Origin of the sequence: Pseudomonas sp. SWRI99, from assembly GCF_014270125.1 — a bacterium.
GTDB classification, from domain to species: domain Bacteria; phylum Pseudomonadota; class Gammaproteobacteria; order Pseudomonadales; family Pseudomonadaceae; genus Aquipseudomonas; species Aquipseudomonas hamedanensis.
Map to the genome: position 1 here is coordinate 109,229 of NZ_JABWQR010000019.1, position 12,740 is coordinate 121,968.

A 12,740-nucleotide genomic window follows, 5' to 3' on the forward strand; every position below is an offset into this window, starting at 1 on the left:
GTAGGAGTGAGCCTGCTCGCGATGACGGACTGACAGACAGCACATTTGCTGAATGTTAAACCGCTATCGCGAGCAGGCTCACTCCTACATGGGGGGTAGTGTCAGGTGCTGAACATGAATCTCAGCGCGTGCGATACCGCAACCGCGTGCCGAAATTCATCGACATGAGAATCTCGTCCGCGCTCAGCTCCGGCGGGAAGTACGCACCGGAAATCTGTGCGTGGGCCAGGCTCGCGCCTTCGAGCGAAGCCTTGCGGAAATCGATGCCACGCAGATCGGCGGAGCGAAAGTAGGCGTCCCGGAAATCCACACCATCGGCGTTCAGTTCACGCAGGTCGAGGCCACGGAAATCACCGCCGACCATGTCAATCGGGCCGTCCTGTGGACGCTCCTTGTTGAAACCGGCGATGTCATCTTTGTGCAGCAAGGCATACAGCGGGGTGTCGAGAAGTTTCGGCTGGCTCATGTCAGATCACCTGTTGGTTTTATGGCGCCAGTATAGTGCCACTATTTAGCGGCCGTGAAGCGAGCGAGGGCTTCACGGCCGAAATAGTTTCTTACAGACCTGGCAGGCGCTGACGGATCTGCGCGACCACGGTGTCCAGCGTGCCGGATTCATTGGTCTGCACGCGCTTGCTACGGAGGATTTCTTCCGGCGTCAGCGCTTCGCGGTTGGCCTGCTGCGCTGCGATCACTGCCAGGGTGGCGTCGGACGGATCCTTTTGATCGGCCTGACGCAGCGCCAGCCAGCTCTCGATGACCGCTTGTGGGGCGTTGCAGTCGAGAATCAAGAATGGCGTGCCGGTGGCCTCGGCGATTTTTGCAGCGCTGTCACGTTGGTCTCGCTTGAGGTAGGTGGCATCAATCACTACCGGGAAACCGGCGTGCAGGATCACTTCGGCGATTTCATGCAGATGCGCGTAGGTCGCGGCGCTGGCCTCGGCGCTGTAAATGCCGGCCTGCACGTCATTGGCAACGGTCTGTTCACCGAACAGGCGCTTGCGCTCGACGTCGGAACGCAGACGAATCGCGCCCAGCGCTTCGACCAGGCGCATCGCCACGTGGCTCTTGCCGACCGCGGAGACGCCGTGGGTGATCGCCATGAAGCGCGAAGGAATGGTGCTGTAGCTCTCCGCGAGGTTGGCATAGTTGCGGTACTGGCGCAGGGTAGTGGCGCGCTGCACCGCCGTGGCGTCCGCCGGCATGCTGAACAAGGCCACCTTGGCGCGCACCAACGCGCGATAGGCTTTATAGAAGTTCAACACTTCCAGGCCCTGGTAGTCGCCGGTCAGTTCCAGATACTGGCTGATGAAACGCCGGGCCAGGGATTTCAGTCCGCGGTCTTCCAGGTCCATCGCCAGGAACGCAGTGTCGGCGTAGACGTCGGTGAAGCGGAAGGGTTCGTTGAATTCGATGCAGTCGAAAATCACCACCTTGTCATCGATCACGGTGGCGTTGCCCAAATGAATGTCGCCGTGGCATTCGCGGGTGAAACCGTCAGCCTTGCGCTGGGCGAGCAGCGGCTTGAGGCGCTCGAAGCTGCTTTCGGCCCAGGCTTGCAAGGCTTCAAGTTGCAGCAGGTCGTTCTTGTCGCTGAGGAACGGCAGGATCTGTTCGAAATTCTGCCGCACCGGCGCCATCACGCTGTCCGGGGTGCCGGCGTCGTGTTCGGCCGGGACTTTTGGTGCGTTGAGGTGGAAGTGCGCAATCTGCTCGGCCATCGCATCGATGTGCTGAGTGGTCAGCTCGCCGTTGGCCTGAAGGGTGCTGAGCAAACCGGTCTGTGGGAACTGACGCATCTTCAGCACGTATTCGATGGCCGGGCCGTCGCCGCCCAATTGCGGTGCTTCGACGCTGCCGGTGACTGGCAACACCTCCTGATACAAATCATCGGTCAGACGCTGATTCAGGCGCAGCTCTTCGGCGCAGAAATGTGCGCGGGCGTCCAGGCCGGTAAAGTCGAGGAAGCCGAAATTCACCGGCTTCTTCACTTTATAGGCAAAGGGCCCGGTGAGAATCACCCACGAGATATGGGTTTCGATGACCTGGAACCCTTCGACGGGATGCGGGTAGAGGGCCGGGTTTTGCAGGGCAGCGATCAGGGACTGGCTCACGGGCGATCCTTCAGAGACGGGGGAGATTCGAGGCGGCCATTATGGCTGCTTGCCCGCCTGACGCAAACCTCGGAGCGTGCCTGTTGAGGATCAATAAAGTGCGTATAATCCGCCGCCATGACTCGATCCCGATCCCCCCGTACCAAGAAAAAACCACCAGCCAAGGGCATGAGCCCGTGGTTGAGCTGGGCCATTAAACTCAGTCTGGTCGGCCTTGTAGTGCTGGCCGGCTTCGCCGTCTACCTCGATGCCGTGGTGCAGGAGAAGTTCTCCGGCAAGCGCTGGACCATCCCGGCCAAGGTCTATGCGCGCCCGCTTGAGCTGTTCGTCGGACAGAAGCTCAGTAAGGACGATTTCCTCACCGAACTCGACGCCCTCGGCTATCGCCGCGAAGCCGTGAGCAACGGTCCCGGCGCCGCCGCCGTCAGCGGCAATACGGTCGATCTGAATACCCGTGGCTTCCAGTTCTACGAAGGCCTGGAAAAAGCCCAGCCGGTGCGTGTGCGTTTCTCCGGCGATTACGTGGCGGAGCTGTCGGCGACCAACGGCTCGAAATTGTCGGTGGTGCGTCTGGAGCCGCTGCTGATCGGAGGCATTTACCCGAAAAATCTTGAAGACCGCATCCTGATCAAGCTCGATCAGGTGCCGCCGTATCTGCTCGAAACCCTGGTCGCCGTCGAAGACCGCGACTTCTATAGCCATTGGGGTGTGTCGCCGAAGTCGATTGCCCGTGCGGTGTGGATCAACACCTCCGGCGGCAAGATGACCCAGGGTGGCAGTACGCTGACCCAGCAGTTGGTGAAAAACTTCTACCTGACCAGCGAACGCAGCCTGAGCCGCAAGCTCACCGAAGCAATGATGGCGATGTTGCTGGAGCTGCATTACGACAAGAAGGAAATTCTTGAGGCTTACCTCAATGAAGTCTTCGTCGGTCAGGACGGGCAGCGTGCGGTGCACGGTTTCGGTCTGGCCAGCCAGTTCTTCTTCGGCCAGCCCTTGTCCGAATTGAAGCTGCATCAGGTTGCGTTGCTGGTCGGCATGGTCAAAGGTCCGTCCTACTACAACCCGCGACGCAATCCGGAACGTGCCCTTGAACGGCGTAACCTGGTACTCGACGTGCTTGAGCAGCAAGGCGTGGCCACTGCGGAGCAAGTCGAAGCGGCGAAAAAAATGCCGCTGGGCGTGACGACCCGCGGCAAGCTCGCCGACAGCTCTTTCCCCGGCTTTATCGATCTGGTCAAACGTCAGTTGCGTGAAGACTATCGTGACGAAGACTTGACCGAAGAAGGCCTGCGCATCTTCACCAGTTTCGATCCGATTCTGCAGATGAAGGCCGAGGCCTCGGTCAACGACACCTTCAAGCGTCTGGCCGGGCGCAAGGGTTCCGATGACGTGGAAGCGGCAATGGTCGTGACCAATCCGGAAACCGGTGAAGTCCAGGCAATGATCGGCAGCCGTCAGGCCAGCTACGCCGGTTTCAACCGTGCGCTGGATGCCGTGCGGCCGATTGGCTCGTTGATCAAACCAGCGGTGTATCTGACCGCGCTGGAAAAACCGAGCCAGTACACGCTGACCAGTTGGCTGTCGGACGACCCGCTGTCGGTCAAGGGTGCGAACGGTCAGGTGTGGAAGCCGCAGAACTACGATCGTCGCTCCCATGGCACGGTGTTCCTCTACCAGGGCCTGGCGCATTCCTACAACCTGTCGACCTCGCGCCTGGGCCTGGAAGTCGGCGTGCCGAATGTGCTCAAGACCCTCGCTCGACTGGGCGTGACGCGTGAGTTTCCGGCGTTCCCGTCGATGCTGCTGGGTGCGGGCGGCATGACCCCGATCGAAGTGGCGACGATGTACCAGACCCTGGCCAATGGCGGTTTCAACACGCCGATGCGCGGGATTCGCAGCGTACTGACGGCCGATGGCGAGCCGCTCAAGCGTTATCCGTTCCAGATCGAACAGCGTTTCGATCCGGCCTCGATTTACCTGATCCAGAACGCCATGCAGCGGGTGATGCGTGAAGGTACCGGCAGTTCGGTTTATAACGTGCTGCCCAAGACCCTGACGCTGGCGGGCAAGACCGGTACCAGTAACGACTCGCGCGACAGCTGGTTCGCCGGGTTCAGTCAGGATCTGCTGGCGGTGGTCTGGCTCGGACGTGATGACAACGGCAAGACGCCGTTCACCGGGGCGACCGGTGCGTTGCAAGTCTGGAGCAGTTTCATGCGCAAGGCCGACCCGCTGCCGCTGGACATGCCGCAGCCGGACAACGTCGTCCAGGCGTGGGTCGATTCACGTACCGGTCAGGGCTCTGACGCCAACTGCCCGGGGGCCGTGCAGATGCCGTATATTCGCGGCAGCGAACCGCCACCCGGCGCCGCGTGTGCGAGCGAAACGCCCGCTTCCGGCGAGTCGGTGATGGATTGGGTCAAGGGCTGGATGAATTAAGCAAAGAGGGTTTCAAGTGAACAAGTGGTTGATTCCAGCGGTGACCGCCGTGGCTTTGCTCAGCGGCTGCTCTACCGTACAGCGTGGTTCGATTCCGGTGGTCGACTCCGGTACCGCCGTGTCCAACAGCGAACGCATTTCGGCCAACGGCGGTTTCCGTCAAACGACGGTGAAGCGTCCGGTACAGGGCCAGACTCAGGCGATTCCTCAGGGCGATACCGGTGTCGTGGTCATGGTGCCCGGTGGTGGCGCGACCACTTCGGCGCCGATCAGCAGTTCGCCAATCGTGCCCGGCCCCGCATCCGGCGGCATCACGCCTGGTCCGTATAACCCCTCGGCGGTGGACTCGGCGCCGGTCAATTCTGGCAGCTACAGCATGCCGTCGTCGCCTAGTGGCATCCCTTCGGCCAGCAGTGGCGGCGGTCTGTCGGCTGACGAACAACTGGACGGCCCGGTGCTCGCCCTGTTGACCACCGCGCAACAGCAGCAGGCCGGTGGCGACCTCAACGGTGCGTCGTCCAGTTTGGAGCGTGCGCAACGTGTGGCGCCGCGCGAGCCGCAAGTGCTCTACCGTTTGGCGCAGGTGCGTATGGCCCAGGGCGATGCGCCGCAGGCCGAGCAATTCGCCCGTCGTGCACTGACCATGGCCAACGGCCGCCCAGATCTGCAAGCCAGCCTGTGGGACATCATCGCTCAGGCCCGTGAGAAGCAAGGCGATTCCGCCGGCGCCGCACTGGCCCGTCAGAAGGCCAAGGTTTCGCTGTGATGGATGCGCGTTTCCCGAAAATCGCCGATCAGCTTTTGCTGATCGAGCGTGAACTGCGTACCCAGGGCTGGTGGGATGAGGTCCCGCCGTCGGCTGAAGCACTCAGCAGTGTCGAGCCGTTTTCGGTCGACACGCTGGACTTCGAGCAATGGCTGCAATGGATCTTCCTGCCACGCATGAAGATGATCCTCGAACAGGATCTGCCGTTGCCGAACGCCTCGGGGATTCAGGAAATGGCTGAAATGGTATTTGCCCAGCGCAATCTTGGCGGCAAGGATCGTCAGTTGCAGGTGCTGCTTAAAGAGTTTGACCTGCTGATCACTGCTTCACGCTGAACGCGACCGTAGGAGCTGACGAGTGCAACGAGGCTGCGATTTTTTGATCTTGCTCTTCAAACAAGTCAAAAGATCGCAGCCTTCGGCAGCTCCTACACAGCTCCTTCGCAGCGATTACGAGCAATTCTCGGCAATCTGCTTCTTCGCTTCGACAATGCGCTCCTGACGTTGCGCGTCGTCAAGGCGCCGCAAATCACCCTCGACCTCCTCACGCAATCGCGGATTGTTCTGCAGTTGCGCCAGATTCGTGCGTGCCTGTTCGCAAAATGCCTTGAGCTGCGCCTGCTGTTCGGCGACCTGTTTCTTGACCTTGTCATCGATGGTTTTCTGATTACCGATTACCCCGCCGCCCGACATCGGCGCTGGTTTCGGCGCGGGCGAGGAGGGCGTTTGCACGGTGGTGGACGGTTGCCCCTGAGGCGGCTGCGCATCGAAATGCGTGACACCCTGGGCGTCGACCCATTTGTAGATTTGAGCGGCCGAGCACCAGGGGCTGAGGCAGACTAACAGAGTCAGGAGGAGCGTTCGCATGCTGATTCCTTGCTGAAAATGCGCAATTGACGCTAACAGAGTAGCGCTTTTCAGGTTTTTTCTTGCGTTCTCATGTGCTTACCCACAATTAACCACACAGACGACTTGACTTGCAGAGGGCGAAACAGAAGAATCCAAAGTCCGCTGTAGAGGGACTGCCAGAAGCAGACCCACTCGGTAGATCATGAGGCGCACATCCGCGCCGACCTGTTACACCCGCAACGCGTTACCTCGCGCTGGGTGGGAAAGGCCCGCAACACTTGGGACGATCCCAATACTTGCTCAGTCAGTGCTGACGTAGTCGGCGACCACCGTCGCTCATGCTCTGCCGAGAAGTAAACCTATTAAGACCCGCCCCTTTTTGTGGACGGTATTCTGGCGTTTTAGAGGTGAACAACGTGGAGCTTTTATCTGGCGGTGAGATGCTCGTCCGCTTTTTGCGTGACGAAGGCGTCAAATACATTTACGGGTACCCGGGTGGTGCTCTCCTGCATGTTTACGATGCCCTGTTCAAAGAACCGGAAGTGACTCACATCCTGGTTCGTCACGAACAAGCGGCAACCCATATGGCTGACGGCTACGCCCGTGCCACCGGTAAAGCCGGCGTGGTACTGGTGACATCAGGTCCTGGCGCCACAAACGCCATCACCGGTATCGCCACCGCCTATATGGACTCGATTCCAATGGTGATCATTTCCGGTCAGGTGCCCAGCACCATGGTCGGCACCGACGCGTTCCAGGAAACCGACATGATCGGTATCTCCCGGCCGATCGTGAAGCACAGCTTCATGATCAAGCACGCTTCGGAAATCCCGGAAGTCATGAAGAAGGCATTCTACCTGGCGCAATCCGGTCGTCCGGGCCCGGTCGTGGTCGATATCCCGAAAGACATGACCAACCCGGCCGAGAAGTTCGAATACATCTTCCCGAAAAAAGCCAAGCTGCGTTCCTACAGCCCGGCCGTTCGCGGTCACTCCGGGCAAATCCGCAAGGCGGCCGAAATGCTGCTGGCGGCCAAGCGCCCGGTGCTCTACTCGGGTGGCGGCGTGATCCTCGGCAACGGTTCCGCACCGCTGACCGAACTGGCCAAAATGCTCAATTTGCCGGTGACCAACACCTTGATGGGCCTGGGCGGTTTCCCTGGCACTGACCGTCAGTTCATCGGCATGCTCGGCATGCACGGCAGCTACACCGCCAACCTGGCGATGCACCATGCCGATGTGATCCTGGCCGTCGGCGCGCGCTTCGACGATCGCGTGATCAACGGCCCGGCGAAATTCTGCCCGAACGCCAAGATCATCCACATCGACATCGACCCGGCGTCAATCTCCAAGACCATCAAGGCCGACGTGCCAATCGTCGGTCCGGTCGAGAGCGTCCTGACCGAAATGGTCGCAATCCTCAAGGAAATCGGCGAGACCCCGAACAAGGAGTCCGTGGCCAGCTGGTGGAAGCAGGTAGATGAATGGCGTGGCGATCGTGGCCTGTTCCCTTATGAAAAGGGCGACGGCAGCAAGATCAAGCCGCAGACCGTGATCGAGACCCTCTGCGAAGTGACCAAGGGCGACGCTTTTGTGACCTCCGACGTCGGTCAGCACCAGATGTTCGCGGCGCAGTACTACACGTTCAACAAGCCGAACCGCTGGATCAACTCCGGTGGCCTGGGCACGATGGGCTTTGGTCTGCCGGCGGCGATGGGCATCAAGCTGAGCTTCCCCGACGACGACGTTGCCTGCGTCACCGGTGAAGGCAGTATCCAGATGAACATCCAGGAGCTGTCGACCTGCCTGCAGTATGGCTTGCCGGTAAAAATCGTCATCCTCAACAACGGTGTGCTGGGCATGGTTCGCCAGTGGCAGGACATGAGCTACGGCAGCCGTCACTCGCACTCCTACATGGAATCGCTGCCTGACTTCATCAAGCTGGCTGAAGCTTACGGCCACGTTGGCGTACGCATCACCGAATCGAAAGATTTGAAGGCGAAGATGGCCGAAGCGTTCGCCATGAAGGATCGTCTGGTGATCATCGATGTTTCGGTCGACACCAGCGAGCACGTCTACCCGATGCAGATCAAAGACGGCTCCATGCGCGATATGTGGCTGAGCAAGACGGAGCGTACCTAATCATGCGGCACATTATTTCCTTGCTTCTGGAAAACGAACCCGGCGCTCTGTCTCGCGTGGTCGGCCTGTTCTCGCAGCGCAACTACAACATCGAAAGCCTGACCGTGGCCCCGACCGAAGACCCGACCCTGTCGCGTCTGACGCTGACCACCGTGGGCCACGATGAGGTCATCGAGCAGATCACCAAAAACCTGAACAAGCTGATCGAAGTGGTCAAGCTGGTGGACCTGTCGGAAAGCGCTCACATCGAACGCGAACTGATGCTGGTCAAGGTCAAGGCCACTGGCGCCCAGCGCGCCGAGATCAAACGCACCACCGATATCTACCGTGGACAGATCGTCGATGTCAGCGCCAGCGTGTATACCGTTCAATTGACCGGTACCAGCGACAAGCTCGACAGCTTCATTCAGTCCATCGGCACCGCTTCGATTCTGGAAACCGTCCGTAGCGGCGTGACCGGCATTGCCCGCGGCGACAAAGTACTCAGCATCTAAACCAAATTAGCGCATGGCCTGAACGGCCGGATATAAGGGGAAATTCATGAAAGTTTTCTACGATAAAGACTGCGACCTGTCGATCATCCAGGGCAAGAAAGTTGCCATCATCGGTTACGGCTCCCAGGGCCACGCTCAAGCGTGCAACCTGAAAGACTCCGGTGTCGACGTTACCGTCGGTCTGCGTAAAGGTTCGGCCACCGTTGCCAAAGCCGAAGCTCACGGCTTGAAAGTGACCGACGTTGCTTCCGCTGTGGCGGCTGCCGACCTGGTCATGATTCTGACCCCGGACGAATTCCAGTCCTCGCTGTACAAGAACGAAATCGAGCCGAACATCAAGAAAGGCGCCACCCTGGCCTTCTCCCACGGCTTCGCGATCCACTACAACCAGGTTGTTCCGCGTGCCGACCTCGACGTGATCATGATCGCGCCGAAAGCCCCGGGCCATACCGTGCGTTCCGAGTTCGTCAAGGGCGGCGGTATCCCTGACCTGATCGCGATCTACCAGGACGCCTCGGGCAACGCGAAAAACGTTGCACTGTCCTACGCCGCTGGCGTTGGTGGCGGCCGTACCGGCATCATCGAAACCACTTTCAAGGACGAGACTGAAACCGACCTGTTCGGCGAACAAGCCGTTCTGTGCGGCGGCACCGTTGAGCTGGTCAAAGCCGGTTTCGAAACCTTGGTTGAAGCTGGCTACGCGCCGGAAATGGCCTACTTCGAATGCCTGCACGAACTGAAGCTGATCGTTGACCTCATGTACGAAGGCGGTATCGCCAACATGAACTACTCGATCTCCAACAACGCCGAGTACGGCGAGTACGTGACCGGTCCGGAAGTCATCAACGCCGAATCCCGTCAGGCCATGCGCAACGCCCTGAAACGTATTCAGGACGGCGAATACGCCAAAATGTTCATCAGCGAAGGCGCAACCGGCTACCCTTCGATGACCGCCAAGCGTCGTAACAACGCCGCTCACGGTATCGAAATCATCGGCGAGCAACTGCGCTCCATGATGCCGTGGATCGGTGCCAACAAGATCGTCGACAAAGCCAAAAACTGAGTCAGCGTCCCTTGTATGAAAAAACGCGGCCCTGGCCGCGTTTTTTCGTTTGAGACGGCGGTTCTGGTATAAAGCTGCATCGTTTGTGGCCGAACTGTCGTCCTCAAGCCTCTGTCGAATTTTTTCCACACCGTTGCAAGGTAATGTCCATGAGCGAACGTCCCGAAGAGCCGAACAAGGCTTCCGACGCCGAAAGCCTCCTGCCCATCGATGAACACATCGAAGAAGGGCACGACGCTGAAGGTCGTAAAGTCCGGCATCGTGGTATCTATCTGCTGCCGAACCTGTTCACCACCGCTAACCTGTTCGCAGGGTTCTATTCCATCATCAACTCGATGAGCGCCCAGGCGGCCTTGAGTGCCGGCGACTCGGCGAATGCGAGCAAGTACTTCGCGTTCGCCGCGATCGCGATTTTCGTTGCCATGGTGCTCGACGGCCTCGACGGTCGGGTTGCACGCATGACCAACACGCAAAGCGCATTCGGCGCCGAATATGACTCCCTGTCAGACATGGTTGCTTTCGGCGTCGCGCCTGCATTGCTGGCTTTCGGCTGGGCATTGGGTGACATGGGCAAGGTCGGCTGGATGGTCGCCTTCATTTATGTAGCTGGCGCGGCGTTGCGTCTGGCGCGTTTCAACACTCAAGTGGGTACGGCAGACAAGCGCTACTTCATCGGTCTGGCCAGTCCGGCAGCTGCGGGTGTGGTGGCGGGTATCGTCTGGGCATTCAGTGACTATGGCATTCAGGGTTCGAAGATGTCGTTCCTGGTTGCGTTGATGGTGGCGGCGGCCGGCATGTTGATGGTCAGCAACATCAAGTACAACAGCTTCAAGGAGCTGGACTTGAAAGGGCGTGTGCCGTTCGTGGCGATTCTCGCCGTGGTGCTGGTGTTCGCGGTTGTGTTCAGCGATCCGCCGCGCATTCTGCTGCTGGTGTTCCTCGCCTACGCTGCTTCCGGCCCGGTGCAATATCTGTTGCGCCTTCGTCGTCACAAAAACGCCGAGTGATGTAATTTCCCGCATACTCCGCAGTCTATGGGTGCACCTGTCCTCCAAAGCTGCGGAGTTGTCATGTTGATCAAGATCCCCAAAGCATCTGACTGCCATGAGTCGGATGTCACGCCCGAATCCATCTATCTTTCCCGTCGCCAACTGCTCGGTGCTACCGCCGCCGGTATTGCTGTCAGCAGCCTGCCGCGTTGGGCCAGTGCCGCGGATCCTTCTCGTTACTCCGATGTTGAACCGGGCAAAGCGCCGGCCTGGTTCGCCGAAAAGCTTCCTTCTACCCAGTGGGGCGCGGTCAGCGTCAAGGATGAGGCAATCACGCCTTATAAGGACGCTACTCACTACAACAACTTTTATGAGTTCGGTACTGACAAGGGCGACCCGGCGGCGAACGCCGGATCGCTGAAAACCGAACCGTGGAGCGTGGTGATAGACGGAGAGGTGGGTAAGCCGGGACGCTATGCGCTTGAAGATTTCATGAAGCCTTATCAACTGGAGGAACGTATCTATCGCCTGCGCTGTGTCGAGGCGTGGTCGATGGTCATTCCCTGGATTGGTTTCCCCATCTCGGCGTTGCTCAAGCAAGTCGAGCCGACTTCAAAGGCCAAATACATCCGCTTCGAAACCTTGCAGGATCCCAAGAGCATGCCCGGACAGCGCTCCGGGTTCGCCTTGATTGACTGGCCCTATGTCGAAGGCTTGCGTCTGGACGAGGCAATGAACCCGCTGGCAATCCTCGCTGTGGGTATGTATGGCCGAGAACTGCCGAATCAGAACGGCGCACCGCTGCGGTTGGTGGTGCCGTGGAAATATGGCTTTAAAAGCGTGAAGTCTATCGTGCGGATCAGCCTGGTCAGTGAGCAGCCGAAGACAACCTGGCAAAGCATCGCCGCGGATGAGTACGGCTTCTATGCCAATGTGAATCCGACGGTTGATCACCCGCGCTGGACCCAGGCACGGGAGCGGCGATTGCCGAACAGTCTGTTCAAACCGAATGTGCGTGACACGCAAATGTTTAACGGCTACTCGGAAGAAGTCGCTTCTTTATATACAGGGCTCGATCTGCGGAAGAACTACTGATGCGTTATCCGTTCTGGCGAGTGGGCGTTTTCATTGCGGCGGCGATCTGGCCGTTGCTGTGGTTCTATCAGGCTTTTGCGGATTTGCTCGGGCCTGATCCGGGTAAGGTGCTGGTAGATCGGTTGGGGCTGGGGACGCTGGTATTGTTGTTGATCACGCTGAGCATGACCCCTTTGCAGAAACTGACCGGGTGGGCGGGGTGGATTGCCGTTCGCCGGCAGCTGGGGCTTTGGTGTTTTGCGTATGTGGTTCTGCACTTATGTAGCTATATGGCTTTTATCCTGGGGTTCGATTGGTCGCAGTTGGGGGTTGAGCTGCGCAAGCGGCCGTACATTATTGTCGGAGCGTTGGCTTTTCTGGGATTGTTGGCGCTGGCGGTGACTTCCAATCGCTACAGTCAGCGGCGATTGGGGATTCGTTGGAAAAAACTGCACCGGTTGGCCTATGTGATTCTGGGCTTGGGGTTGCTGCACATGCTGTGGATTGTGCGTGCCGATCTCAAGGAGTGGGCGATCTATGCCTTTATAGGCAGTGCGCTTCTCTTGTTGCGGCTGCCTCCCGTTACACGTCGAATCCCGCGTTTATTGGCTAAAAGGCAAAATCTTCAAGAAAAGCAAAATTAACGGTTGACGGCAGATTCTGGAAGTCTATAATTCGCCCCACTTCCGGCGCAGTCGAAACGGAAAACTCCTTGATATTCAAAGAGTTACACAGTTTTCGACAGCGGCTTGCTTCAGATCATCGAGGCCTGGAAGGAGTTGAAAGGGCAGTGATGCTTGGCGCTTTCA

12 protein-coding genes are annotated in these 12,740 nt (G+C 58.9%); 9 read left to right on the forward strand and 3 right to left on the reverse strand.

Going from position 1 to position 12,740, the window contains the following annotated elements:
- Positions 1 to 121: 121 nt before the first annotated feature.
- The gene (locus tag HU743_RS16970) at positions 122 to 466 is read right to left on the reverse strand and encodes a pentapeptide repeat-containing protein (RefSeq protein WP_186546922.1); all 345 of its coding nucleotides are present in this window, start codon (positions 464 to 466) and stop codon (positions 122 to 124) included.
- Positions 467 to 557: 91 nt separating this feature from the next.
- Positions 558 to 2,114: an AAA family ATPase gene (locus tag HU743_RS16975; RefSeq protein ID WP_186649968.1), complete on the reverse strand. Its 1,557-nt coding sequence runs from the start codon at positions 2,112 to 2,114 to the stop codon at positions 558 to 560.
- 117 nt (positions 2,115 to 2,231) lie between these two features.
- Here HU743_RS16975 and mrcB point away from each other — a divergent pair, with 117 nt between their 5' ends.
- From mrcB to HU743_RS16990, 3 genes are read left to right on the forward strand one after another with little or no spacing between them, the layout of a single operon-like run.
- Complete coding sequence (gene mrcB / locus HU743_RS16980; protein ID WP_186649969.1) at positions 2,232 to 4,556, forward strand: penicillin-binding protein 1B; 2,325 nt, start codon at positions 2,232 to 2,234, stop codon at positions 4,554 to 4,556.
- Positions 4,557 to 4,572: 16 nt separating this feature from the next.
- Positions 4,573 to 5,322, forward strand: a complete 750-nt coding sequence (locus HU743_RS16985) for a hypothetical protein (protein ID WP_186631027.1) — start codon at positions 4,573 to 4,575, stop codon at positions 5,320 to 5,322.
- Complete coding sequence (locus HU743_RS16990; RefSeq protein ID WP_186631026.1) at positions 5,322 to 5,657, forward strand: YqcC family protein; 336 nt, start codon at positions 5,322 to 5,324, stop codon at positions 5,655 to 5,657. Before HU743_RS16985 ends, HU743_RS16990 begins: the two co-directional genes overlap by 1 nt.
- Positions 5,658 to 5,771: 114 nt before the next feature.
- On the opposite strand, the gene HU743_RS16995 is transcribed toward HU743_RS16990, so the two are convergent.
- Positions 5,772 to 6,188 carry a DUF4124 domain-containing protein gene (locus tag HU743_RS16995; RefSeq protein WP_186649970.1) on the reverse strand — a complete coding sequence of 139 codons (417 nt, stop codon included), beginning with the start codon at positions 6,186 to 6,188 and terminating at the stop codon, positions 5,772 to 5,774.
- A gap of 398 nt (positions 6,189 to 6,586) precedes the next feature.
- Between HU743_RS16995 and HU743_RS17000 the strand changes: the two genes are divergently transcribed.
- The 6 genes from HU743_RS17000 to msrQ all read left to right on the forward strand — a co-directional run bounded on the left by HU743_RS17000 (position 6,587) and on the right by msrQ (position 12,575).
- Entirely contained in the window at positions 6,587 to 8,311 is a 1,725-nt protein-coding gene (locus HU743_RS17000; protein WP_186546928.1) for an acetolactate synthase 3 large subunit, read from the forward strand.
- A 2-nt stretch (positions 8,312 to 8,313) separates the two neighbouring features.
- Positions 8,314 to 8,805, forward strand: coding sequence for an acetolactate synthase small subunit (ilvN, locus tag HU743_RS17005; RefSeq protein WP_003176102.1), 492 nt, complete (start codon positions 8,314 to 8,316; stop codon positions 8,803 to 8,805).
- A gap of 46 nt (positions 8,806 to 8,851) precedes the next feature.
- Positions 8,852 to 9,868, forward strand: a complete 1,017-nt coding sequence (ilvC, locus tag HU743_RS17010) for a ketol-acid reductoisomerase (RefSeq protein ID WP_003228216.1) — start codon at positions 8,852 to 8,854, stop codon at positions 9,866 to 9,868.
- A gap of 149 nt (positions 9,869 to 10,017) precedes the next feature.
- Entirely contained in the window at positions 10,018 to 10,875 is an 858-nt protein-coding gene (gene pssA / locus HU743_RS17015) for a CDP-diacylglycerol--serine O-phosphatidyltransferase (RefSeq protein ID WP_186546929.1), read from the forward strand.
- A gap of 63 nt (positions 10,876 to 10,938) precedes the next feature.
- On the forward strand, positions 10,939 to 11,952 hold the full coding sequence (gene msrP, locus HU743_RS17020; RefSeq protein WP_186631025.1) for a protein-methionine-sulfoxide reductase catalytic subunit MsrP: 1,014 nt from the start codon (positions 10,939 to 10,941) through the stop codon (positions 11,950 to 11,952).
- Positions 11,952 to 12,575 carry a protein-methionine-sulfoxide reductase heme-binding subunit MsrQ gene (msrQ, locus tag HU743_RS17025; protein WP_186649972.1) on the forward strand — a complete coding sequence of 208 codons (624 nt, stop codon included), beginning with the start codon at positions 11,952 to 11,954 and terminating at the stop codon, positions 12,573 to 12,575. The genes msrP and msrQ overlap by 1 nt, the downstream gene beginning before the upstream one ends.
- Positions 12,576 to 12,740: the final 165 nt, after the last annotated feature.